20 protein-coding genes, 1 tRNA gene and 1 pseudogene are annotated in these 22,179 nt (G+C 46.3%); 7 read left to right on the forward strand and 15 right to left on the reverse strand.

The window, feature by feature from the left end:
- Positions 1-7: 7 nt before the first annotated feature.
- Together paoD and FTE26_RS11750 are read left to right on the forward strand one after the other, a co-directional pair.
- Positions 8-964, forward strand: a complete 957-nt coding sequence (paoD, locus tag FTE26_RS11745; protein ID WP_000121356.1) for a molybdenum cofactor insertion chaperone PaoD — start codon at positions 8-10, stop codon at positions 962-964.
- Between the two features lie 50 nt (positions 965-1,014).
- Positions 1,015-1,353: pseudogene (locus tag FTE26_RS11750) on the forward strand (LysR substrate-binding domain-containing protein); the annotation flags it as partial.
- A 529-nt stretch (positions 1,354-1,882) separates the two neighbouring features.
- On the opposite strand, the gene FTE26_RS11755 reads toward FTE26_RS11750, so the two are convergent.
- The 6 genes from FTE26_RS11755 to FTE26_RS11780 form a co-directional block, all read right to left on the reverse strand.
- Positions 1,883-2,980, reverse strand: coding sequence for a hypothetical protein (locus FTE26_RS11755; RefSeq protein WP_000859441.1), 1,098 nt, complete (start codon positions 2,978-2,980; stop codon positions 1,883-1,885).
- 93 nt (positions 2,981-3,073) lie between these two features.
- A complete protein-coding gene (locus tag FTE26_RS11760) occupies positions 3,074-5,407 on the reverse strand; it encodes a primase-helicase zinc-binding domain-containing protein (RefSeq protein ID WP_000016238.1) in 2,334 nt (777 codons plus the stop codon).
- A 14-nt stretch (positions 5,408-5,421) separates the two neighbouring features.
- Positions 5,422-5,745 carry a DUF5375 family protein gene (locus FTE26_RS11765; RefSeq protein WP_000842357.1) on the reverse strand — a complete coding sequence of 108 codons (324 nt, stop codon included), beginning with the start codon at positions 5,743-5,745 and terminating at the stop codon, positions 5,422-5,424.
- Positions 5,742-5,966, reverse strand: a complete 225-nt coding sequence (locus tag FTE26_RS11770; protein ID WP_001014982.1) for a hypothetical protein — start codon at positions 5,964-5,966, stop codon at positions 5,742-5,744. The genes FTE26_RS11765 and FTE26_RS11770 overlap by 4 nt, the downstream gene beginning before the upstream one ends.
- The gene (locus tag FTE26_RS11775) at positions 5,966-6,514 is read right to left on the reverse strand and encodes a host cell division inhibitor Icd-like protein (RefSeq protein WP_001046684.1); all 549 of its coding nucleotides are present in this window, start codon (positions 6,512-6,514) and stop codon (positions 5,966-5,968) included. Before FTE26_RS11775 ends, FTE26_RS11770 begins: the two co-directional genes overlap by 1 nt.
- Entirely contained in the window at positions 6,511-6,771 is a 261-nt protein-coding gene (locus FTE26_RS11780) for a helix-turn-helix transcriptional regulator (RefSeq protein WP_000556937.1), read from the reverse strand. The genes FTE26_RS11775 and FTE26_RS11780 overlap by 4 nt, the downstream gene beginning before the upstream one ends.
- A gap of 903 nt (positions 6,772-7,674) precedes the next feature.
- On the opposite strand from FTE26_RS11780, the gene FTE26_RS11785 reads away from it, so the two are divergent.
- From FTE26_RS11785 to FTE26_RS11795, 3 genes are read left to right on the forward strand one after another with little or no spacing between them, the layout of a single operon-like run.
- Positions 7,675-8,427 carry a hypothetical protein gene (locus FTE26_RS11785; RefSeq protein WP_000214379.1) on the forward strand — a complete coding sequence of 251 codons (753 nt, stop codon included), beginning with the start codon at positions 7,675-7,677 and terminating at the stop codon, positions 8,425-8,427.
- Complete coding sequence (locus tag FTE26_RS11790; RefSeq protein ID WP_001091692.1) at positions 8,424-8,978, forward strand: phage polarity suppression protein; 555 nt, start codon at positions 8,424-8,426, stop codon at positions 8,976-8,978. The genes FTE26_RS11785 and FTE26_RS11790 overlap by 4 nt, the downstream gene beginning before the upstream one ends.
- 1 nt (position 8,979) lies before the next feature.
- Complete coding sequence (locus tag FTE26_RS11795; protein WP_001185335.1) at positions 8,980-9,252, forward strand: ogr/Delta-like zinc finger family protein; 273 nt, start codon at positions 8,980-8,982, stop codon at positions 9,250-9,252.
- Between the two features lie 448 nt (positions 9,253-9,700).
- Here FTE26_RS11795 and drt3b read toward each other — a convergent pair whose 3' ends face one another.
- From drt3b to proB, 6 genes are all read right to left on the reverse strand, one after another.
- Positions 9,701-11,704, reverse strand: a complete 2,004-nt coding sequence (gene drt3b / locus FTE26_RS11800; RefSeq protein WP_000694210.1) for an antiviral reverse transcriptase Drt3b — start codon at positions 11,702-11,704, stop codon at positions 9,701-9,703.
- A gap of 3 nt (positions 11,705-11,707) precedes the next feature.
- On the reverse strand, positions 11,708-12,904 hold the full coding sequence (gene drt3a / locus FTE26_RS11805; RefSeq protein ID WP_000934358.1) for an antiviral reverse transcriptase Drt3a: 1,197 nt from the start codon (positions 12,902-12,904) through the stop codon (positions 11,708-11,710).
- A gap of 1 nt (position 12,905) precedes the next feature.
- On the reverse strand, positions 12,906-14,084 hold the full coding sequence (locus FTE26_RS11810) for a tyrosine-type recombinase/integrase (protein WP_001130502.1): 1,179 nt from the start codon (positions 14,082-14,084) through the stop codon (positions 12,906-12,908).
- Positions 14,085-14,247: 163 nt separating this feature from the next.
- Positions 14,248-14,323, reverse strand: a tRNA-Thr gene (locus FTE26_RS11815).
- A 114-nt stretch (positions 14,324-14,437) separates the two neighbouring features.
- The gene (gene proA / locus FTE26_RS11820) at positions 14,438-15,691 is read right to left on the reverse strand and encodes a glutamate-5-semialdehyde dehydrogenase (protein ID WP_000893255.1); all 1,254 of its coding nucleotides are present in this window, start codon (positions 15,689-15,691) and stop codon (positions 14,438-14,440) included.
- 11 nt (positions 15,692-15,702) lie between these two features.
- Complete coding sequence (gene proB / locus FTE26_RS11825) at positions 15,703-16,806, reverse strand: glutamate 5-kinase (protein ID WP_001285288.1); 1,104 nt, start codon at positions 16,804-16,806, stop codon at positions 15,703-15,705.
- A 287-nt stretch (positions 16,807-17,093) separates the two neighbouring features.
- On the opposite strand from proB, the gene phoE reads away from it, so the two are divergent.
- Positions 17,094-18,149 carry a phosphoporin PhoE gene (gene phoE / locus FTE26_RS11830; protein ID WP_000749863.1) on the forward strand — a complete coding sequence of 352 codons (1,056 nt, stop codon included), beginning with the start codon at positions 17,094-17,096 and terminating at the stop codon, positions 18,147-18,149.
- 38 nt (positions 18,150-18,187) lie between these two features.
- On the opposite strand, the gene crl is transcribed toward phoE, so the two are convergent.
- The 3 genes from crl to gpt form a co-directional block, all read right to left on the reverse strand.
- Positions 18,188-18,589 (reverse strand): sigma factor-binding protein Crl, encoded by a 402-nt coding sequence (crl, locus tag FTE26_RS11835; protein ID WP_000174677.1) that lies wholly within the window; start codon positions 18,587-18,589, stop codon positions 18,188-18,190.
- A 57-nt stretch (positions 18,590-18,646) separates the two neighbouring features.
- Positions 18,647-19,891 (reverse strand): esterase FrsA, encoded by a 1,245-nt coding sequence (frsA, locus tag FTE26_RS11840; protein ID WP_000189545.1) that lies wholly within the window; start codon positions 19,889-19,891, stop codon positions 18,647-18,649.
- 91 nt (positions 19,892-19,982) lie between these two features.
- Complete coding sequence (gene gpt / locus FTE26_RS11845) at positions 19,983-20,441, reverse strand: xanthine phosphoribosyltransferase (protein WP_001291990.1); 459 nt, start codon at positions 20,439-20,441, stop codon at positions 19,983-19,985.
- Positions 20,442-20,701: 260 nt separating this feature from the next.
- Here gpt and pepD point away from each other — a divergent pair, with 260 nt between their 5' ends.
- Entirely contained in the window at positions 20,702-22,159 is a 1,458-nt protein-coding gene (gene pepD, locus FTE26_RS11850) for a cytosol nonspecific dipeptidase (RefSeq protein WP_001293016.1), read from the forward strand.
- Positions 22,160-22,179: the final 20 nt, after the last annotated feature.

A 22,179-nucleotide genomic window follows, 5' to 3' on the forward strand; every position in this document is an offset into this window, starting at 1 on the left:
AGAAACAATGTCATACCCGCTTTTTGATAAAGACGAACACTGGCATAAGCCAGAGCAGGCGTTTCTCACCGATGACCACCGGACCATTCTGCGCTTCGCCGTAGAGGCGCTAATGTCCGGTAAAGGAGCGGTGCTGGTGACGCTGGTGGAGATACGCGGCGGCGCAGCGCGCCCGCTCGGGGCGCAGATGGTGGTTCGCGAAGATGGTCGTTACTGCGGTTTTGTCTCTGGCGGCTGCGTGGAGGCCGCTGCCGCTTTTGAAGCGCTGGAGATGATGGGCTCAGGCCGCGATCGCGAAATTCGCTATGGCGAAGGTTCGCCGTGGTTTGACATCGTTCTGCCCTGCGGCGGTGGGATCACGCTGACGCTCCATAAACTACGCTCGGCACAGCCTCTGCTCGCCGTGCTGAACCGTCTGGAACAGAGAAAACCGGCGGGGCTGCGCTACGATCCGCAAGCACAATCGCTGGTGTGCCTGCCCACGCAAACCCGAACGGGCTGGAATCTCAATGGCTTTGAGGTGGGGTTCAGGCCATGCGTCAGGCTGATGATTTACGGACGTTCTCTTGAGGCGCAGGCAACTGCGAGTCTTGCAGCAGCCACAGGCTATGACAGCCATATCTTCGATCTTTTTCCGGCCTCAGCCAGCGCTCAGATCGATACCGATACGGCGGTCATTTTGCTGTGCCATGATCTCAACCGGGAGCTGCCAGTGTTGCAGGCCGCGCGAGAAGCAAAACCCTTTTATCTCGGCGCATTGGGCAGCTATCGAACCCACACGTTACGTCTGCAAAAGCTCCACGAGCTGGGATGGTCCAGGGAGGAAACAACGCAAATCCGGGCACCCGTCGGGATATTCCCCAAAGCCCGGGATGCGCATACTCTGGCACTCTCCGTGCTGGCAGAAGTCGCCTCTGTACGTCTCCATCAGGAGGAGGATTCATGCCTGCCCCCGTCGTCCTGATCCTTGCGGCCGGGCGTGGAGAGCGCTTTCTCGCCTCCGGGGGAAATACCCATAAGTGTATCGGCTGGCGTCAGTCCCCGGAGGTTGCGCCTTATCGCTGGCCATTTGAAGAAAACGGGAGAACTTTCGACCTTGCGATTGAACCGCAGATTACGACTAATGATCTGCGTCTGATGTTGAGGCTGGCTCTTGCCGGCGGAGGAATAACAATTGCCACTCAGGAAACTTTCAGGCCATATATTGAAAGCGGTAAGCTTGTATCGCTGCTTGATGACTTTCTTCCACAATTTCCGGGCTTCTATCTGTATTTCCCACAGCGTCGCAATATTGCACCAAAGCTCCGCGCCCTGATTGACTACGTCAAAGAATGGCGGCAGCAATTGGTTTAAATAGCTGCACCTGCACTGCCTGATGTCAGAACAGTATTTTGATGAATTGCCAAGGTTACAATGGCACAAATGCGGCACAGGAGGAAACGTGGTGTATTTAAATATGGGGTAACTCTTTGATTTTAATGGTGCGATAATAGGAACAAACAAATCAACTTAATTCGTTGTTTTGCAAGAATTTATTCTTATCGACAAATAATCCTATACACATGGCTATACACATTGGCGGGAGCGTTCAAAACTCGTCCACCTCATCGCACAACAAAATACTTTTTCTTAAGAAAAGCGTACATACTATTCACCATCATATTTTTATATGAAATATCAATATGATAGAAGTTAACCATTAAGTGAAGAGTGAACAGCAAACCCTACATTTGATCTTAGACCATAATAAAACCCAGCATTCGCCGGGTTGGTGGTCCACTCGCAATAAATTTATGATAGGTCAAAACTATCTTTTCCTAAATTTTAACCTATTCCAAAAGAATAGGGCTGTGAAATTAGCCCCATCCTTAACCTATTAAATTTATTCAAGATATAAGGATTGCTCAATGAACTGACTGGCACCACATAAATGAACTTTAACCTCACGCTCACCAAAAAACGCCTGCCAATATTTTTTTATATCCTTTTCTTTTTCTTTATCTCTTTCATATGTTACGACTTCAATTTTAACACTTCGTTTAATCATTCGAGATAAAAGTTGTCTCATTTCAAAATCGGCATTCGGCAACGAATAACCTATGAAGATTATTTTGTCAGCTTCAGATAATTCAATACCAGCGTTCTGCCAAATTATTTTGTATTGAGGATTTGATAGATCCTTTAGAAAGGTAGGCATAATAAGATTTGATATCAGTCTATTCTCTTTATTTACTGCGTCATGATTTTTATCACAATGCCTACATGTTGCCCCTCTCGCAACCCCTATTTTTTTATTAAACCCGACATAAAGGCGCATGCATCGCGAACATTGTAGCCAGTTAAGTGAACCATGAATCTTCAGCAGTTTCACATTAAAACCACCTGCTCCTAACATTTCTAGACCCGGCTTTACCGTTTCGTCCCTTTCTTCTAAGGAGCTTATATAACAGCAATAATCAACAACTGCACGTCCGTGGTAGTTCCTTTGGATGTAATCATACAATGAATTATCTAGTAGAATATCCCAGTTGGTACTAATAACGCTTACAGGATCATGCTGTCTATAATTACCACCCAGCCTCTTGCTACATTTCCTCACTAAATACTCAGCGAAGTGGTCAATATATTCCTTACTATTCCCTTTTCTTTCCAAGATCCTCCTAATGGCCAAACCAATGATATTAAAAACAGCATCCCTTGTCTTTGTCATTTGCTCAATAGACAGACCTCTAAACTGGATATTATCCGCCAAGCACCGGTCTAAAGGAGTGAACATATCTTCAATCTGAACATCTTTAAATTGCTCACGTTTATAATATAATTGTTCAGTAAGTAAGTTTTCAAAAAGCTGAAAATCTGAACCATTAAAATAGTTTGAATCCTCTTGGTGTATTTTAAATATCTCACCCATTATTTCCGCCTGCATAGGCGCGCCAGCTTCTTTTGAAAATCCAGCACCAAGCACAAATACAGTTTTCATCCACAACCTCTTAAATTATATTCTGCGATCAGATATTTGAAGATTAGCTTATTCATATGTCAAGAAAAAACCGGCTTCCACCGGTTTAAATACCTATTTTGTGATTTCGAGACTGCACTTCGGTAGCCAGTCAGCATTGCATTCTTCTCTAAGTGCCAGATTGGTCTGCATTCCCTGATTGGTCCGCCGCTTCTCGTACTGCAGCCCATACTCTTTCAGCATTAACGGCAACCCCTTGCCAAACATGGTCAGACTGAGCGTGTTTTTATAGCCGTTGGCTTCCATGTAGACCAGATAAGCATGGTAAAGGTATGTACGAGGCTGACGTGGGACAATATTGGCGTTCCCCATAAACATGCCGTTGGTGTCAGGTAATGCCTCAAGGTAGCCACAAAAATCAAATGCTGGATCAGCATCACGCTTGATGGTGAGAGCCTCATCAGAATTCTGCTGCGACTGAAGCAATGTTCTGGCGCTCATCGGATCGCTGAAACGCTGCATGAGCTGACGAACAATCACAGCCAGTTCTCGTGCAATTTTATCTTTCAGCTGCGGATCGCGTTCTTCCGGTGCTATCTGCTCAGGAAAATGCAGAATAACTCTCCTGCGGGACACACCACCACTGCGATCAGTGAAGCGCATAGGATTATTATTTACGGCCAGGATAACCGCCGGAATATGTGTTGAATAAGCATTCTGATATTTGGGGTCCACAGATACTGCATCGCCACCAGTTATAGCCTTAAGCCCGGCGCCGTCGCCGCTCCACTTCTCCTGATCAGGCAGGCGAATAAGAGAAAAACCTATCAGAGCCGCACGTTCTCGCGGGGACTCCAGCGTTTCAATGGTCGCAGAGGTGGCGTTATCCTCTCCAGCAAGCATGGTCGCAATTTCAGCCAGAATACTTTTGCCACTTCCACCAGGGCCAGTCACTTCCAGAAAGAGCTGCCAGTCATAGCGGTTCGCCAGCACCATAAATAACGCTGCAAGAATAATGTCGCGCTTTGCTGGCTTGTGTCCGGCGGCCCGGTCCAGCCAACGCCAGAATGCCGGGGCATGAGTTTCAAGCGTTTCCCCTTTTACCGGTGGCGTGAAATCGACTTCACACACGGTACGCAGCCAGTTCTCTTTACAGTGCGGACTAAAAAGCCCTGTTCGCGTATCGAGGACGCCATTACGAAAACCAATCAGATGACGTGCCGGATTTTGCTGCTGCGGAACAATTAACTTTAATGTTTCCACCAATGAGGCAATTTTTCCTGAGGAAAACGGTGCACCGAGGCGCTGGAAAAGGGCTGCGACATCTCGGGCAAAATCTGACTGAGAAATCACTTTCCACGCTCCAGACTCGTAGCGGGATAAAAGCTGTCCGTTCGGATCAACCGCCAGTGCATCCCTGTAATGCTCCCGAACCCTCTGAGCTTTTTCGCTGACACTCATCGCTGTGAATTCTGCTTCACTCATTGTGTCGAAAGGACTGGCGTTATGTGGCTTCAAAGCCTCAAGAATTGCCTTCCGGGTGGATTCCTCTCCGTAATGGGCAAGCGCATCATTCCAGTCACCAAAAACCGGTGGCAGCACAATGTCACACTGACACGCTTTTGCAGCAGCTTCAGCCCTGTTCTGGCCTGAACCATTCAGATCTCGGTCCGCTGCAATAATTAGCTGATACCCCGGATACTTGTTATGGGCAACGCTGGCCAGAGAAAGAAAGTTGACCGACGAAAATGCCACCATGACGGCTTCTCCTGTCAGATGATGAATGGTAAGCGCCGTTGCGTAACCTTCTGCAATCCAAACCCTTCTTACAGAACTCCCGCCCCCTTCTATCAGATGATAGGCCTCCTTAACCTGACCTCCTTTAAGAAAACACTTGCTACCATTGCCACTGATAAGCTGAATATTCACCAGCTCCCCGTCAGCGTTATAGAGCGGGACGATCAAATCACCGGGGCGGAACATCACCCCACCGGTTTTATGAGCTGAAGTCAGCTCATGGCAAACATGCTCCGGGAAACCTTTATGTGTAAGATAAGTGTTTCCGGCAGATTCACGCGAGGCTTGCAGCAGTCGCGCGGCAAGTGCTGCCGCTGCATCTTTCCCGCTATCGGTATCGGCGGTTAACGTCCTGACTTCGGAATTAGCTATAAACAGACCATGTGTCAGTCCATGTATCCTGTCAGCTGCTTCACTGATATCCACATTCAGTGCCCTGGTGACAAGCGCTAAACCATCCCCGGCTCCGCACTGATTGCAGAACCATGTTCCGCGTCCTTCCTGATCGTCGAAGCGAAAACGATCTTTACCGCCACAGACCGGACAAGGCTGATGGCGATTTTTCAATATATTCACGCCCAGCGCTGGCAGAATCTGAGCCCAGTGACCGCGGGCAGCCTTCACGGCCTGACTGACTTTCATTCCTGACATGATGCAGTTCTCCCTCAGTGTAAAACCGGCTTTTTGATGTGACGGACGCATAACTCATCCATTACGGCTATCCCGAGCTGGGAGAGTGCGGGACAGGACATTAGAGGGCCGGATTCCATCAGGTCTGAAAGCAGGGCGCAGGCGATTTCCATGCCTTTTGTTTGCCCGTGCTGTCGCAGATAAAATCCTTCAAGCTCACGGGCAATAGCGGTTTCAATTTCATCCAGAGTGAGCTGCAGGTGGCGGTTTTGCTGATAGCAGGCACTCAACCAGGCGCAGGCTACCGCGCGGCGATACAACGCTACCCGAAGTGAAAGGGAAAGAGTGCGTGATTTCATTGCACCACCTCCATGTTCATCAGGTCATCCTGGCAACGCTGTACCACGCCATCAAGCTGCTCTGTCATCAGATAAATCAGGGAAACCAGTTGCTCACATTGAGCACTGGCAGGTTTTTCGTAGCAATCCTGAAGAACAGCCATTCCGGTGACAAACTCCCCCACGTTACGAAGATGCTTCAGGCGGACAATATCGTCATAAGAGATTGCGGCGTGATTCATCACATCACCTCCCGGACAGGCAGGCGAGCAGCAAGGCAAAGCACATATTCATGGACCAGTGAAAGACGTGCATGAGACTCATCGCTGGCGACAATACGCAGCATACTGATACGTGGTTTACGTTCTGCACGACGAACGGCGGCAAAAACAAATATAAATTGAGGATGTGATGGGGTGAGGATCGTAGCCATAAGGGCAATCTCCAATAAGTAGCGGTTATTGCCACCACCAGAGCTGCAAATCTCATGGGTGATGGCCCGGACGGGGTTTGCAGTACCGGCCTTATTGGAAACCGGCCAGCCCGAAGGCTGCCCCGCCCGGACCACCATTATCTGACAGGAGCCACGGTGTAAGCACCACAGCCCGAAAAATAGGTGTGCCTGAGCAACGACATAAAAAAACACGCTCGACGCGTGCTGTGTCGCCAATAAGTTACACGGGCTGCAAATCCCGGCTGCCGATTTTGCGGCAGCGGAAAAACTATAACTGGAAAGGTTGCCAGGACGCAAGCCACAAAAAAAGAGATGAGACTGCAAAGCCAGATTCACGCATGGACTCCTTGCTCGCGGGCTGCAATTCGCGCCGCCATCCATGCACTGACCTCCGACTGTACCCAGGCAACATTTTTTCCACCCAGGGAGATCTGCTGCGGGAAGGCATCACGGCTGATAAGGTCGTAGATGGTTGAACGGGATAGCCCGCAAAGGTGCATCACTTCAGGTAATCGTATGAAGCGCTCCTGCTGAGTCGGAACCGGGAGCACCGGAGCAGCTGGTGCCTGGGTGGAAACGGAAATAGTATGCATCTCGCTACCTCTCTAATATGTTTTCAGTAGTCCGGAGAATTCCATCCGGATTCAGGTAGTTCCTTATTATGTTTATATAAGCGGCTCGCGCATGCTTTATTTAATTAGAGTGAAATATTGCTTTCTCAAAAAATAAAACAGCTAAAAACCGGATAAAACGGACAAAAACAAACCATTCCTTCATGGAATATAATAAGGAACTTAAAGAATAAAAAAGTCTATTACACCAGGCAGGATCGCAGCTCAAGCCTGAACCAGACCATATCATTCCGGGCGTTACATCATAAGGACAAAGACGGCACCGGAATAATAAAAGGGCCAAAAAACATCCATAAAAAACAGTTCATCATATGTATTAATTAAATTAACGACTAAAAAATTAAATTACCCGCATCCTTCCGCATTTATCCGGATGTGTTTAATGAGCATCAGACAGATTCATTTTTATGGATATTTTCTTGAAATGCAACCGAGTGTAGGGAGGTTAAGTTTTGAATTTTCAAACAGACATAAGACACATTTTATACTGTATATTGAATAGTGTTGAATACGTGTGAATAGTGGTGATGAGTAAAAATCTAGTAATAAACTGAAATAAAGATCGCGACTCATATGAAAAACAAATATAAGTTTAAATTTATCTCTGTGAACAGTCATGAACAGTAGATGACCACTTTGATTTAAACACTACACTCCTTAATTCCATGTATTTACTATTCTTTTATAAAAGTGAACAGTAGTGAATAGTATGTATTAAAGGAAGGGTGAAGATCAGACATGACACCTTTCTCTGGCTAGCCAGAACAAGGTCATTGTTCAGTCACTGGCACAATCCTCATCGGTAGTGCGCTTGTATGGGCACCGGCACAATTGACTCAACAACAAAACACTACCGGAGCAGCCATGACAACTGTTAACCAGATCCCTGATGTAAACATTACACCTTCCCTCCCGCCGAAAATTCGCGAAGCGGTAGAAAAAGTTAAAGCAGCAAAAGCTGTCTGGCAGGAAGAACGGCGAAAACAAACTGAAGCCGCTGCAATGACTGAAACTATCCGTAAACGTCAGGAAGATACAAAAACGGAGACGCAGGCGCTTAATGATGAATGGCGAAACCTGTTTCGTGAGAATCAGGGGAATATGACGCCACGAATGAAAAAACTGCGGGCAGAAATCGCCCTCGGACGCGAAACACTGGATGAGTTCGAAGATTTGCTGGCAGCTCAGGCCGCAGAAAATGAATTCCTGCCATGGAAAACTGCGGATGCTGCAAACCGCTACATCAGCGAACATAATCGCCTGATTGAAACTCATGCAGTGTGGCTCTGGAATGAGTTTATGAAGGAACACGGCCAGAAACTTATTCAGATCCTTGGACTGCTGAAAATGACTCTGGGCCGAAGCGCATCTTCTGTTATCGGTGTAGTTCATACCGTAAACGACCCCGAAAGTGTGCTGAAGCAATTTATCAGCGAGCAACTCACCACTCCGGCACTGTCCTGTAACGTATCTTCAACGGATGATATTGCCCTGCCGGGGATCAGCATTTATGCGGACGATAAAGCCATACAGGATGCCAGACAATCACCCAGCCCTGCAGCGCGTTCCCGGATGCTTAAACAGCGTGACATGGTTAAAGGGGGCGAGAAGGAATGAATACCGGAACCATTACTAAGGAAGCTCTCAACGATTACCGCGCGGCGATAAAAAGCTGGCTGACACTACGTAATGTGCAAAGTACCAGCCAGCTTCGTCTGGCGGCTTTGCTGGATACTGAAGAAAAACCCGCAGCATATGCCAGCCAACTTGAGGATCTTCGTGAGCATCTTGTACTCCTCGAATGGCAGATTAACTGTGCCGCCCGGGATGGTCTTTATGCTCACCAGATTGTGCTGGAAAGCTGTGTTACAAGCGCAACTGAAAACTTCATGAGCGAGCATGGTGATGCACTCACTGACGCTCTGGCTCCTTTTCTTTGCGCACCATACGGGCTTGAGGCGGCAATGAAAATATTACGAACCGCTGTAGCCCGACAAACGGAAGTCCGTACTCCGGTAATTTCAGCAGCATATAAGAGCATTATCGACGAAACCGGATTAACGGTGGATGCATCAATGCGCGCTGATGCTTCAGCCAGTTTCACCCCGGCACAACATAAAGTTTTCCTGGCCCGCCTTAACCGACTTAATGAAAAAGGAGTGTGCTGATATGGCCCTGAAGTGTCCTGAATGTGGCGCGGTCGCTCACGCTAGAACCAGCGCCTATGAAGCTCCGTCGGTTAAACGCTCATGGTATCAGTGCCAGAGTCTGGAATGTTCCTGCACATTTACCGCACTGGAAAGCGTGGATACGATAATTATGAAGCCTCGGCGCAATGAACAGGCATCAGACAAAGCAAAAATGCCGGAAAAACAACAGCAAACTCTCAATCGCTATGGCTCCGCGTCAAAGCTGTCAAACCGTCAGCAAATTCCTGTCTGATTAGCAAAATACGCCCACGAAGTCTCGGTCCAGTACCGGGATTTTTTACGCTTTTTCCCTGGCTGGCCTGAGAGCGTATGAGTGCATATCTATGGCGCATGAAAACGCATGAGTCTCATGCGCCATTTTTGACGCGAAAGCCCTTGTGTGGTGGCTTCTGAGACGATTTAAGGGGTGCATGAAAACCAGTCTGTTAAGCGAAGCGGGCAGGCGGGCGGGGCTGCGCACGCTGAGGGGAAGTATTGAGATCGGTGAGGGGAAATCTGATTCATTAAAAAGGCCGCTTTCGCGGCCTGTTTAGCTAAAAGGCAATAGTGTGTCTAAATCGGTCCATCCTCAAAACGTATCGCGAATATCTTTCGGATGAACATTCAAAAGCCGATCTTCCGGTATCTGCTTCAGGTCGAAACCTTAGGCATCGCAACCCTTTAACGAAATTAAAATACTACTATTCATATGCTGTTCGCAACTCTTTTTTATAAAGAACGTGCTCAAGATCAGCATCTCCAGACCAGTTAAAAAAGATTACATTATTTTTTAAAGAATCAATTTCAGAATCAATTACTGCATTCGTAAATCTTTTTTGACCTGTATTTGCTTCGACATATGTTCTATAAATTATTCTCTTATGCTTAACTGTAAGATATGGGCACGTCATCATATCAAGGAATAGCATAAATGTTTCAGTGTCTTTTTTTATATCGTTCCGACCACTTATCAAACTCTGTATAGCAAGGACAATATCTTCTTTCATTTTTAGATAGAGAACATCATCGCCTATATAGTGTAACATGCTGCATATAGAAAAATATTCTAAATCGTAAAAACACTCATTCTCACTAATACCCAACAAATCCTTAAATTCATCTGGATTGAGTTTATACTGCTCCCCCAAACCTTTCATACATATAAGTAAGTTAGATAACTCCACTGGCCTCTCATGAATATTACCCATGCTTTTCATGCACATAAGAAGCTCATCAAAAGTATTCTTTTTTATAACTTCACTAATGTCTGAAGCTTGCTTATTAGCAAATGAATTTATTTCCAAAATAACTTGGCTAATTATGTATGTCTGTCGGACTCGAAAATCCATAGCATAAATAAAAAAAATCACCTCATTGAATATTGAGAAGAATTTATAAGTTATATCTTCTTTTCCTGACAGATCGAACATCCTCAACAGCCTAATTACTTTGAAAAACTTACTCTTAATCGCACTTATTAAGTATGAGCTAACAAGATCAAATGTGGTATTGTTTTTTCTAACCGCAATTTTGATTCGTTTTATAAATTTGTCCGCGTGTAGCTTTTTATTCCATACACCTTTCAATGGAAAAAGGTTATTCATATTTTCAGGCTGAATTTTGACGTCTGGATTTAAATTAACCATAGCTGTTAACTCATCCAACTTCTCAGTATGGATTAACGATCCATATAAATCCTCAATGATTTCTGCAATATCATTTTTAGCCATCGTGGCTCCAGTCACGAATGGCCTCTCGATAAATTCCTTTTTAGATTCATTCAAATAAAGCTTATATTTTTCGAGTTCATTTGCCAGTACAAATTCTATTAGCTTAAATGTTTCATCATCATCCGCAAATATAAAATAATCATCAACGTAACGTCTTATAGCATAGCTCTTATCTTTAACTATGCCTGGCTCAAGATTCAAATGAGACTCAACATTCAAGTCAACGCGCTGTAATATAATCTCCGCAAATATCCTTGAAAATTCAGGCCCAATTATTATGCCATTTGTTTCACCATAATTGGCATCTTGAAAAAGCTTATCCAAACAACCTTCAAAGCTGTTATAAGTTCTATTAACCTTAGAGAATTCTTTAGATTTTACAGCCCATGAAACGCTGTGTGTATATATATGACTAAAACACTTAGCAATATCAAGCTTTAAAAGTTTCCTAAACTTCCTTTCCAATCTATGAAATTCATATGACTCATAAAACTTATAGATGAAAGGATATTTCTTATATGAAAAATGGGAAGATGAGGAAGTTTCTTGGGAATCAAAGCCATGATTATGAAATTGTACAAGACCATCTTTTAGATTTATTCTACTTTTTAAGAAGTCCTTTTCGTAATAATAGCTCCCTATTTTGCTAGGATAACGTAGCGAAAACGGACTTTTTGTACACATATGAACCATCAAATGTTCATACTTATCATAAAAATCACAGATTCTTAACTGCGTTGAAGGATGTATAATGCCAAGGCTTCGAGAACTCGCCAGCCCCTTTTTTATTTTATAGGAGTAAGGGATGGTATAAGAATCCAGCTTAAGGCCTTCTGAAAATGTTCCGGGTAAAACTTTATTTTCAGAAATTAACTTATAGAAACCTTCGTTAGAAAAAAGGATAGGGACTTCATATGGTAAAATATCCGTGAGAAGTACTCTTTTATAATCACTCTTCGATATTTTAATTTTCATGAATCACCAAACCTTATTTATTTTAATAATATCTTCCCGTTTAAAAGAAGACAGTAGCCGTTTTTCAAAACCAGCCAAAAATGAGTATTTTTTAGGCGCAGTTAATAAGTTGTGACCTGCTGCTAAAATTTTTCTCCCCACCTCGCCCTTTGAAGAAAATAGCATCCTATTCTTAAATATATCAAGTTCCTTGAGCTGTGTTTTATCAGTTATATGTTGATAATTGTAATAAATTCCACTATATAAAGCATCAGTTTTATTACTATTGGAGTTTACTAATATATTACCAGTTAAATACTTTATTCTTTTCTTCAAGAGTTCTGCATCAGAATTATTTGAGTAATCTTTTACCGCAAGTGCAATCCTTCTTTTTATTTTCTTTATTTTCTCCTCCGAAATTCTGATCACAACATGACGACGCTGATTTTTTAATCCATGGTGTATAATAAATGAATATCCCAAAAACTCAATTTCAGAATGTTTAGTTGAAGTGTCCTCTATGGTATACTCACTGCACTTTCTTTCATTTAAATGTAATCCATTTGGTAAAATCCTTGAAAAATAATTTTTATAATCTGGTATTTTATAGAATGAAAAAACTATGATATCATCCACATATCTTGAAGCATAAAAAACTTCAGGCAGCCTCGCCAACTCAGCATCAAATTCCTCCATAAATATTTCTGATAAAGTCGCACTTAATCCCATACCACGGGGAAGTCCGTTATTTGCAGAGAAAGCGTTATGTTTAAAAAGACCATTGATAAATTTTTTAGTATTATGAGAAATAATCGGGTTATTATTAATTCTTTGGAAAACGATATTTTTATCTATTGATTCATAAAAACTCTTAATATCCAGCCTGTAAATATAATAATTTACAGGCTCACTTAACACTGTATTTACTTTTTTTATGATGTCATGTCTGTTGTTTTGTTTAACACTATACACACGCTTAATGTTATCATTTATTTTCCTGGCGACAAGTACATCCATAAAATCTTTAAATATATACACATTTTTGTTGTTAATTCTTGAATTTGAGATCGAACCAAATGAGTATGTTTCAATTGAGCCATTAACTTTATCAGCTATATATTTTTTATATTCAGCTGAATTCCTACCAATTTTGTATCTTTTTGGATCGGTTTTTTTTAAAAGCTTAATTAAGTTCGAAACGGAAAATGACTGGTTTAACATATTATAACCCCTTTTTTTTGCGAAGATAATCACTGTACCATTGCATCATCTTCTGCCTTTCCATAAGGTATATGGCATGATTATAAGTTCCTCTTATATTATTTCTATCAACATGAGCTAATTGGACTTCAATAAATGCTGATTGAAAACCTTCTTCATGCAAAATTGTTGATAACATATGTCTGAACCCGTGACCAGTGAGTCGGCCTTCGTAACCGATACGCTTGATAACTTGATTTATGCTAGCTTCGCTCATCGGTTTGTTCGGATCGTTCCGTCCTGGAAAAACATAACGATAGTTCCCTGTCATTATCTTGAGTTCATGGAGTAAATCTAACGCTTGGGTCGACAATGGCACAAGATGCGGCCTGCGCATTTTCATCCTTTCAGCAGGAATTTCCCAAATAGCGTTATCCAGATCAAATTCTTGCCATAATGCCGCGCGTAATTCGATGGTTCTCACGCCCGTAATCATCAGTAATTTCGTTGCTATCTGGACAAGCTTACTCCCGGTGTAACTCTCTAAGGCACGCAGAAATTCGGGTATCTCATCAGCTTTTAGGAACGGGAAATGATTGGATTGGTGCACTTCGAGAGCGCTGGAAAGATCTGCCGCAGGATTGTACTCCGCTCTACCCGTTGCAATTGCGTAGCGAAACACTTCAGAGCAACGCTGACGCACTTTCCGCATTTTCTCCAACGCACCACGTTTCTCAATTTTACGCAGTACGTTCAGCAGCTCTAGCGGTTTAATCTCACTCACAGGCCTTGTTCCAACATAAGGAAAAATGTCGTTCTTAAACGCTTCCATGATGTCTGATGCATATCCTGCCGACCATTTAGCAGATTTAAGTTGATGCCACTCTCTGGCTATCTTTTCGAAGGCGTTCTCTGACTCTGCTTGCAGAGCCAGCTTTTGCTCTTTTCGAACATCACTAGGGTTCTTTCCTTCTGCCACAAGTTTTCGAGCTTCATCACGACGGGAACGAGCATCGGCAAGAGTGATCGTTGGGTAAACGCCAAGCGAGATCATCTTGGGTTTACCGGCATAGCGATAGCGGAACCGCCAGCTCTTGCTTCCATTAGGTTCTATAAGCAATGACAAGCCTTGCCCATCCCCAAGCGTATAGGGTTTATCTTCAGGCTTAGCGCGGCGAATCTGCATATCGTTTAAAGGCATGTGTATAGGAATCCATGACCGAACAGGAACATATACACAATCCTATACACATTCTTTATCGGATTCTACTGGATGGCTGCGGACGATGATGGACTAAAAAACGGTAAAATCGTTATAAATCAGGGTATTTATGGATGAATACGGACATTTGGGGAAGTTGAGATGGTGCCGATAATAGGAGTCGAACCTACGACCTTCGCATTACGAATGCGCTGCTCTACCAACTGAGCTATATCGGCCCTGAAAGGACATGTTCACGAACGTGAATCACGGTGGACAAGGTTAAAACTAACCGGGCGATGCGTCAATGGCCTTGTGAATCAAATGGCTACTTTTGCATCACCCGGTTTTATTTACGCACGAATGGTGTAATCACCAATGCCGATCCACTTGTAAGTGGTCAGTGCTTCCAGCCCCATTGGGCCACGCGCGTGGAGTTTTTGTGTGCTTACCGCCACTTCCGCACCCAGACCAAACTGGCCGCCGTCGGTAAAACGCGTAGAGGCGTTAACGTAAACAGCGGACGAATCCACTTCGTTAACAAAACGCTGGGCGTTGCGCATATCGCGGGTCAGGATCGCATCGGAGTGTTGTGTGCCGTGTTCACGAATATGGGCGATGGCATCGTCAAGATCGCTGACGATTTTGACGTTCAAATCTAATGACAGAAACTCATCGTCATACTCTTCGGCTTTAACAGCAACCACCTTCGCAGGGCCTGCCTGCAACTGCGCCAGTGCAGCTGCATCTGCGTGTAATGTCACGCCGCTTTCCGCCATTTGTTTGCTTAATGCGGGCAGGAAGCTATCGGCGATGTTTTTATTCACCAGCAACGTTTCAACCGTATTACATGTGCTCGGACGCTGAGTTTTCGCGTTGACGATCACTTTTAATGCTTCAGCGATCTCTACACTTTCATCAACGTAAATATGGCATACGCCTATACCACCTGTGATCACCGGGATTGTCGACTGTTCACGGCACAGTTTATGCAAACCAGCGCCACCACGCGGGATCAGCATGTCGATGTATTTATCCATACGCAGCATTTCACTGACCAGCGCACGGTCAGGATTATCAATCGCCTGCACGGCACCCGCCGGTAAGCCGCAGGATTTCAGGGCGTCCTGAATCACCGCCACCGTTGCAGCGTTAGTGCGACACGTTTCTTTGCCACCGCGCAGGATCACCGCATTACCGGTTTTCAGGCACAGCGAAGCGACATCAACCGTCACGTTCGGGCGCGCTTCATAAATCACGCCAATAACCCCCAGCGGTACGCGACGACGCTCAAGACGCAGGCCGCTGTCCAGTACGCTGCCATCGATTACCTGCCCCACCGGATCGGCGAGGTTACACACCTGGCGCACATCATCGGCAATACCTTTCAGCCGTGCGGGCGTCAGTGCCAGACGGTCAAGCATCGCTTCGCCAAGGCCATTGGCACGCGCGTCAGCAACATCCTGGGCGTTAGCGTTGAGGATGATTTCGCTTTGTGCTTCCAGTTCATCGGCGATTTTTTCCAGCACGCGATTTTTTTCGCGGCTGGAGAGTTGCGCTAATTTATACGAGGCTTGCTTCGCGGCAATGCCCATTTGTTCCAGCATCAGCCTGCTCCTTAACGGGTAATCATGTCATCACGGTGAACGGCAACCGGGCCGTATTCATATCCCAGTATTGCATCAATTTCTTGCGAGTGGTGCCCGGCAATACGGCGTAATGCATCGCTGTTGTAACGACTGACGCCGTGGGCGATATCGCGACCTTCGAGGTTGCAAATGCGGATGACTTCACCACGCGAGAAATTGCCAGTCACGCTTTTAATGCCTTTCGGCAACAGGGAGCTGCCGCGTTCAAGAATGGCGGCAGTTGCCCCTTCATCTACCGTGATTTCACCCGCCGGCGGCGCACCGAAAATCCAGCGTTTACGGTTTTCAAGCGGAGTCGCCTGGGCATGGAACAGCGTACCGACGGAAATGCCTTCCATCACATCACCAATAACGCCCGGCTTGCTGCCCGCGGCAATAATGGTGTCGATACCCGCACGGCAAGCCACGTCAGCGGCCTGCAATTTGGTACTCATGCCGCCAGTTCCGAGGCCTGAAACGCTGTCACCGGCAATCGCGCGCAGTGCGTCATCAATGCCGTAAACATCTTTAATCAGTTCTGCCTGCGGATTGCTGCGCGGGTCAGCGGTATACAAACCTTTTTGATCGGTCAGCAGCAACAGTTTATCGGCACCCGCCAGAATCGCCGCCAGCGCAGAAAGGTTATCGTTATCGCCGACTTTAATCTCTGCCGTAGCGACAGCATCGTTCTCATTGATTACCGGAACGATATTGTTATCGAGCAACGCACGCAGGGTGTCGCGGGCGTTCAGGAAGCGTTCACGGTCTTCCATATCAGCACGGGTCAGCAGCATTTGCCCGACGTGAATGCCATAAATCGAAAACAGCTGTTCCCACAGTTGAATCAGTCGACTCTGCCCTACCGCTGCCAGCAGTTGTTTCGAGGCGATAGTCGCTGGCAGTTCCGGGTAACCCAGGTGCTCACGTCCGGCGGCGATCGCGCCCGACGTCACAATAACAATCCGATGCCCGGCGGCATGTAACTGCGCGCACTGGCGAACAAGTTCAACGATATGGGCACGGTTCAGACGGCGCGATCCGCCTGTTAGCACACTGGTGCCGAGTTTTACCACCAGCGTCTGGCTGTCACTCATGATTCTCTGCCATTCAATTTTAGGAAAAATGATATCAAACGAACGTTTTAGCAGGACTGTCGTCGGTTGCCAACCATCTGCGAGCAAAGCATGGCGTTTTGTTGCGCGGGATCAGCAAGCCTAGCGGCAGTTGTTTACGCTTTTATTACAGATTTAATAAATTACCACATTTTAAGAATATTATTAATCTGTAATATATCTTTAACAATCTCAGGTTAAAAACTTTCCTGTTTTCAACGGGGCTCTCCCGCTGAATATTCGCGCGTTAATTAAAATCAGGAATGAAAATGAAAAAGAGCACTCTGGCATTAGTGGTGATGGGCATTGTGGCATCTGCATCTGTACAGGCTGCAGAAATATATAATAAAGACGGTAATAAACTGGATGTCTATGGCAAAGTTAAAGCCATGCATTATATGAGTGATAACGCCAGTAAAGATGGCGACCAGAGTTATATCCGTTTTGGTTTTAAAGGTGAAACACAAATTAACGATCAACTGACTGGTTATGGTCGGTGGGAAGCGGAGTTTGCCGGAAATAAAGCGGAGAGTGATACTGCACAGCAAAAAACGCGTCTCGCTTTTGCCGGGTTGAAATATAAAGATTTGGGTTCTTTCGATTATGGTCGTAACCTGGGCGCGTTGTATGACGTGGAAGCCTGGACCGATATGTTCCCGGAATTTGGTGGCGATTCCTCGGCGCAGACCGACAACTTTATGACCAAACGCGCCAGCGGTCTGGCGACGTATCGGAACACCGACTTCTTCGGCGTTATCGATGGCCTGAACTTAACCCTGCAATATCAAGGGAAAAACGAAAACCGCGACGTTAAAAAGCAAAACGGCGATGGCTTCGGCACGTCATTGACATATGACTTTGGCGGCAGCGATTTCGCCATTAGTGGTGCCTATACCAACTCAGATCGCACCAACGAGCAGAACCTGCAAAGCCGTGGCACTGGCAAGCGTGCAGAAGCATGGGCAACAGGTCTGAAATACGATGCCAATAATATTTATCTGGCAACTTTTTATTCTGAAACACGCAAAATGACGCCAATAACTGGCGGCTTTGCCAATAAGACACAGAACTTTGAAGCGGTCGCTCAATACCAGTTTGACTTTGGTCTGCGTCCATCGCTGGGTTATGTCTTATCGAAAGGGAAAGATATTGAAGGTATCGGTGATGAAGATCTGGTCAATTATATCGATGTCGGGGCTACATATTATTTCAACAAAAATATGTCAGCGTTTGTTGATTATAAAATCAACCAACTGGATAGCGATAACAAATTGAATATTAATAATGATGATATTGTCGCGGTTGGCATGACCTATCAGTTTTAATGATTATTGCCGGATGTGATGCATCCGGCACATTTCACTCACGCCGTTAACTTCACCGGCTCGTCACGAAAATCATCCGCCGGTTCCAGCTTCAGATTCAGCGTCGTCAGCAGTTCACGCAGCTTCTCGTGAAACTCACGCAGGGTGTGCTCCAGTCGTTCAACCACTTCAGTGTCTTTTACCGGAACGCTCTTCCAGTCGCCTGCTTTATCGAACAGACCAAACTGGTAGCTGTAGGTAAAACGGGATTCCTGCGCTTCCAGCTCCATCCACCAGCCCCAGAACTCACGCACTTCCGGTGCCGGTTTCACGTTGACGCATACAGCCAGACAATCGAAAAAGAATCGATTATCTTCGCACTTACCTTCACGAATATACGGGCCTAGTGCGGTAAATTTTTTGATCAATCTGCTCTTCGGGTGTCCACTCGGTAACGTCATTGCAATCTCCTGTTGTGATGCAACTGTTTTACCAAATTGGTAAAATTTAGCAAATTTTTAACACAAACGTTTTTCGATCCAGTCGGTGATTTCCTGAAGACCTTTGTCAAAATTCCGATACACCGGGTTAAATGGGATCTCTAATAATTTACCGTCACCAGATGATGAGGTGATTAAGCGTGAGTCCTCTTCCGGGCTGAACGGATCGTTCTTCCAGTAGCCTGATAACATTGGCGTTGGGCAGCGACGTCCCAGCAATCCTTGCACTTTTAATGAATAGCGATTCAACTCCACGCGCAACGCTTCGTCGGAAGCATCATGCATCCCCAAACGACTCGCCAGAACGTCAAGATACATTTCCGGCACCTGTTGCTGGCACTTAAAATCACTCAACAGGGTATGAACTACCGGACCAAGACAGGCAACCGCTTTCAGACGCGGCGATTCAAGATATGCCAGACGCACGGCAACGTTAGCGCCGAAACGGAAACCAAAGGCCGCGACGCGAGTGTGATCCACCCACGGTACGTTAGGCAGCGCCTTTAAGACGTGCTGATGCAACAGGCTGGAGTCCTGGGTGAGCTTCCATTTTGAAGAAAAGCCCACCGATGGCATATCAATAGTCAGCATCGCAATGCCGCGCGGCGCAAAATAACGTTCATACAGGCTGTAATAGTCCGTCTGCATCGCATCCAGACCACCACACATTAATACTGTCGGGAACGGGCCATCGCCTTTCGGCATATGCAAAAAGCCGGTGATGGGCGCACCGCCGGGTACGGTAAACTCCATCTGCCGCATCGTGCCCGGCAGACGCTGGGCGGCCTCTTCATAGGCGCGGTTTGATAAAGCCTGCGCTTGCTCGGCCAGGTCATCTCCTTTCAGATGAGGATAGGCGGCAATGTTGTACAACGTAGCCGCATGCAGCCAGTGTCGACCACTGAGTTGCGGATCTTCTTCCGCACAGGCTTTTTGTTGCCACACCATCGCCTGGGTGGCCCACTCATAAATCCAGTTGCCACCACGGTAGCCAATCACAGTATCGTATAAATCATCGTCGGTACGTTCAGCATCGCTCATCACAATACGTGCCTGGACGTCGAGGATTTCACGTGGGTCAATACCGCGCCAGATCCACATCAGACGGTTAATCATGCGATACCAGTGAGGGATGGTTTTACCATCAAGAGCCGACTGCACAGGCGGTTGTGCGCCGTGATTAAAGCGGCGGACTAGCGTCGAGGTTTCAGGATGTTTAAAGCGGGGTTTGAACAGGGTTTCGCTCAGGTTTGCCTGTGTCATGGATGCAGCCTCCAGAATACTTACTGGAAACTATTGTAACCCGCCTGAAGTTAAAAAGAACAACGCCCGGCAGTGCCAGGCGTTGAAAAGATTAGCGACCGGAGATTGGCGGGACGAATACGACGCCCATATCCCACGGCTGTTCGATCCAGGTATCTTGCGGGATATCAACAACATAGTCATCAACCAGCGGACGACCAGCCGGTTTTGCGAAGATGGTGACAAAGTGCGCTTTTGGATACATTTCACGAATCGCAACAGCAGTACCACCGGTATCCACCAGGTCATCAATAACGATGAAGCCTTCGCCATCGCCTTCTGCGCGTTTCAGCACTTTAAGCTCGCGCTGGTTGTCGTGATCGTAGCTGGAAATACAAACGGTATCGACATGACGAATACCCAGTTCACGCGCCAGTAACGCACCCGGTACCAGACCGCCACGGCTTACGGCAATAATGCCTTTCCATTGTTCAGAAGGCATCAGTCGGCTTGCGAGTTTACGTGCATGGATCTGCAACATGTCCCAGGTGACGATGTATTTTTCGCTCATGTGAAGTGTCCCAGCCTGTTTATCTACGGCTTAAAAAGTGTTCGAGGGGAAAATAGGTTGCGCGAGATTATAGAGATCTGGCGCACTAAAAACCAGTATTTCACATGAGTCCGCGTCTTTTTACGCACTGCCTCTCCCTGACGCGGGATAAAGTGGTATTCTCAAACATATCTCGCAAGCCTGTCTTGTGTTGACAACATTTTCTGCTAACCCTGTGACCTGCAATACTGTTTTGCGGGTGATCGACAAGGAGACTTAACGTGTCTGAACTGTCTCAATTATCTCCACAGCCGCTGTGGGATATTTTTGCCAAAATCTGTTCTATTCCTCACCCGTCCTATCATGAAGAGCAACTCGCTGAATACATTGTTGGTTGGGCAAAAGAGAAAGGTTTCCATGTCGAACGCGATCAGGTAGGTAATATCCTGATTCGTAAACCTGCTACCGCAGGTATGGAAAATCGTAAACCGGTCGTCTTACAGGCCCACCTCGATATGGTGCCGCAGAAAAATAACGACACCGTGCATGACTTCACGAAAGATCCTATCCAGCCTTATATTGATGGCGAATGGGTTAAAGCGCGCGGCACCACGCTGGGTGCGGATAACGGCATTGGTATGGCCTCTGCACTGGCAGTTCTGGCTGACGAAAACGTGGTTCACGGCCCGCTGGAAGTGCTGCTGACCATGACCGAAGAAGCCGGTATGGACGGTGCGTTCGGCTTACAGAGCAACTGGTTGCAGGCTGATATTCTGATTAACACCGACTCCGAAGAAGAAGGTGAAATCTACATGGGTTGTGCGGGGGGTATCGACTTCACCTCCAACCTGCATTTAGATCGTGAAGCGGTTCCAGCTGGTTTTGAAACCTTCAAGTTAACCTTAAAAGGTCTGAAAGGGGGTCACTCCGGCGGGGAAATCCACGTTGGCCTGGGTAATGCCAACAAACTGCTGGTGCGCTTCCTGGCGGGTCATGCAGAAGAACTGGATCTGCGCCTTATCGATTTCAACGGCGGCACACTGCGTAACGCCATCCCGCGTGAAGCCTTTGCGACCATTGCTGTCGCAGCTGATAAAGTCGACGTCCTGAAATCTCTGGTGAATACCTATCAGGAGATCCTGAAAAACGAGCTGGCAGAGAAAGAGAAAAATCTGGCCTTGTTGCTGGACTCTGTAGCGAACGATAAAGCTGCCCTGATTGCGAAATCTCGCGATACCTTTATTCGTCTGCTGAACGCCACCCCGAACGGTGTGATCCGCAACTCAGACGTGGCAAAAGGTGTGGTCGAAACCTCCCTGAACGTCGGTGTGGTGACCATGACTGATAATAACGTAGAAATTCACTGTCTGATCCGTTCACTGATCGACAGCGGTAAAGACTACGTCGTGAGCATGCTGGATTCGCTGGGTAAACTGGCTGGCGCGAAAACCGAAGCGAAAGGCGCATATCCTGGCTGGCAGCCGGACGCTAATTCTCCGGTGATGCATCTGGTACGTGAAACCTATCAGCGTCTGTTCAACAAAACGCCGAACATCCAGATTATCCACGCGGGCCTGGAATGTGGTCTGTTCAAAAAACCGTATCCGGAAATGGACATGGTTTCTATCGGGCCAACTATCACCGGTCCACACTCTCCGGATGAGCAAGTTCACATCGAAAGCGTAGGTCATTACTGGACACTGCTGACTGAACTGCTGAAAGAAATTCCGGCGAAGTAATTATTTGATTTGCTGCCGGA

Source organism: Escherichia sp. S10b, assembly GCF_028421345.1.
Classification (GTDB): Bacteria; Pseudomonadota; Gammaproteobacteria; order Enterobacterales; family Enterobacteriaceae; genus ECMA0423.

Coding starts and splice junctions, on each gene's coding strand:
- paoD (WP_000121356.1), top strand. CDS start 8: ATGTCATACCCGCTTTTTGATAAAGACGAACACTGGCATAAGCCAGAG.
- FTE26_RS11755 (WP_000859441.1), bottom strand. CDS start 2,980: ATGAAAACTGTATTTGTGCTTGGTGCTGGATTTTCAAAAGAAGCTGGC.
- FTE26_RS11760 (WP_000016238.1), bottom strand. CDS start 5,407: ATGTCAGGAATGAAAGTCAGTCAGGCCGTGAAGGCTGCCCGCGGTCAC.
- FTE26_RS11765 (WP_000842357.1), bottom strand. CDS start 5,745: ATGAAATCACGCACTCTTTCCCTTTCACTTCGGGTAGCGTTGTATCGC.
- FTE26_RS11770 (WP_001014982.1), bottom strand. CDS start 5,966: ATGAATCACGCCGCAATCTCTTATGACGATATTGTCCGCCTGAAGCAT.
- FTE26_RS11780 (WP_000556937.1), bottom strand. CDS start 6,771: ATGCATACTATTTCCGTTTCCACCCAGGCACCAGCTGCTCCGGTGCTC.
- FTE26_RS11785 (WP_000214379.1), top strand. CDS start 7,675: ATGACAACTGTTAACCAGATCCCTGATGTAAACATTACACCTTCCCTC.
- FTE26_RS11790 (WP_001091692.1), top strand. CDS start 8,424: ATGAATACCGGAACCATTACTAAGGAAGCTCTCAACGATTACCGCGCG.
- FTE26_RS11795 (WP_001185335.1), top strand. CDS start 8,980: ATGGCCCTGAAGTGTCCTGAATGTGGCGCGGTCGCTCACGCTAGAACC.
- drt3b (WP_000694210.1), bottom strand. CDS start 11,704: ATGAAAATTAAAATATCGAAGAGTGATTATAAAAGAGTACTTCTCACG.
- drt3a (WP_000934358.1), bottom strand. CDS start 12,904: ATGTTAAACCAGTCATTTTCCGTTTCGAACTTAATTAAGCTTTTAAAA.
- FTE26_RS11810 (WP_001130502.1), bottom strand. CDS start 14,084: ATGCCTTTAAACGATATGCAGATTCGCCGCGCTAAGCCTGAAGATAAA.
- proA (WP_000893255.1), bottom strand. CDS start 15,691: ATGCTGGAACAAATGGGCATTGCCGCGAAGCAAGCCTCGTATAAATTA.
- proB (WP_001285288.1), bottom strand. CDS start 16,806: ATGAGTGACAGCCAGACGCTGGTGGTAAAACTCGGCACCAGTGTGCTA.
- phoE (WP_000749863.1), top strand. CDS start 17,094: ATGAAAAAGAGCACTCTGGCATTAGTGGTGATGGGCATTGTGGCATCT.
- crl (WP_000174677.1), bottom strand. CDS start 18,589: ATGACGTTACCGAGTGGACACCCGAAGAGCAGATTGATCAAAAAATTT.
- frsA (WP_000189545.1), bottom strand. CDS start 19,891: ATGACACAGGCAAACCTGAGCGAAACCCTGTTCAAACCCCGCTTTAAA.
- gpt (WP_001291990.1), bottom strand. CDS start 20,441: ATGAGCGAAAAATACATCGTCACCTGGGACATGTTGCAGATCCATGCA.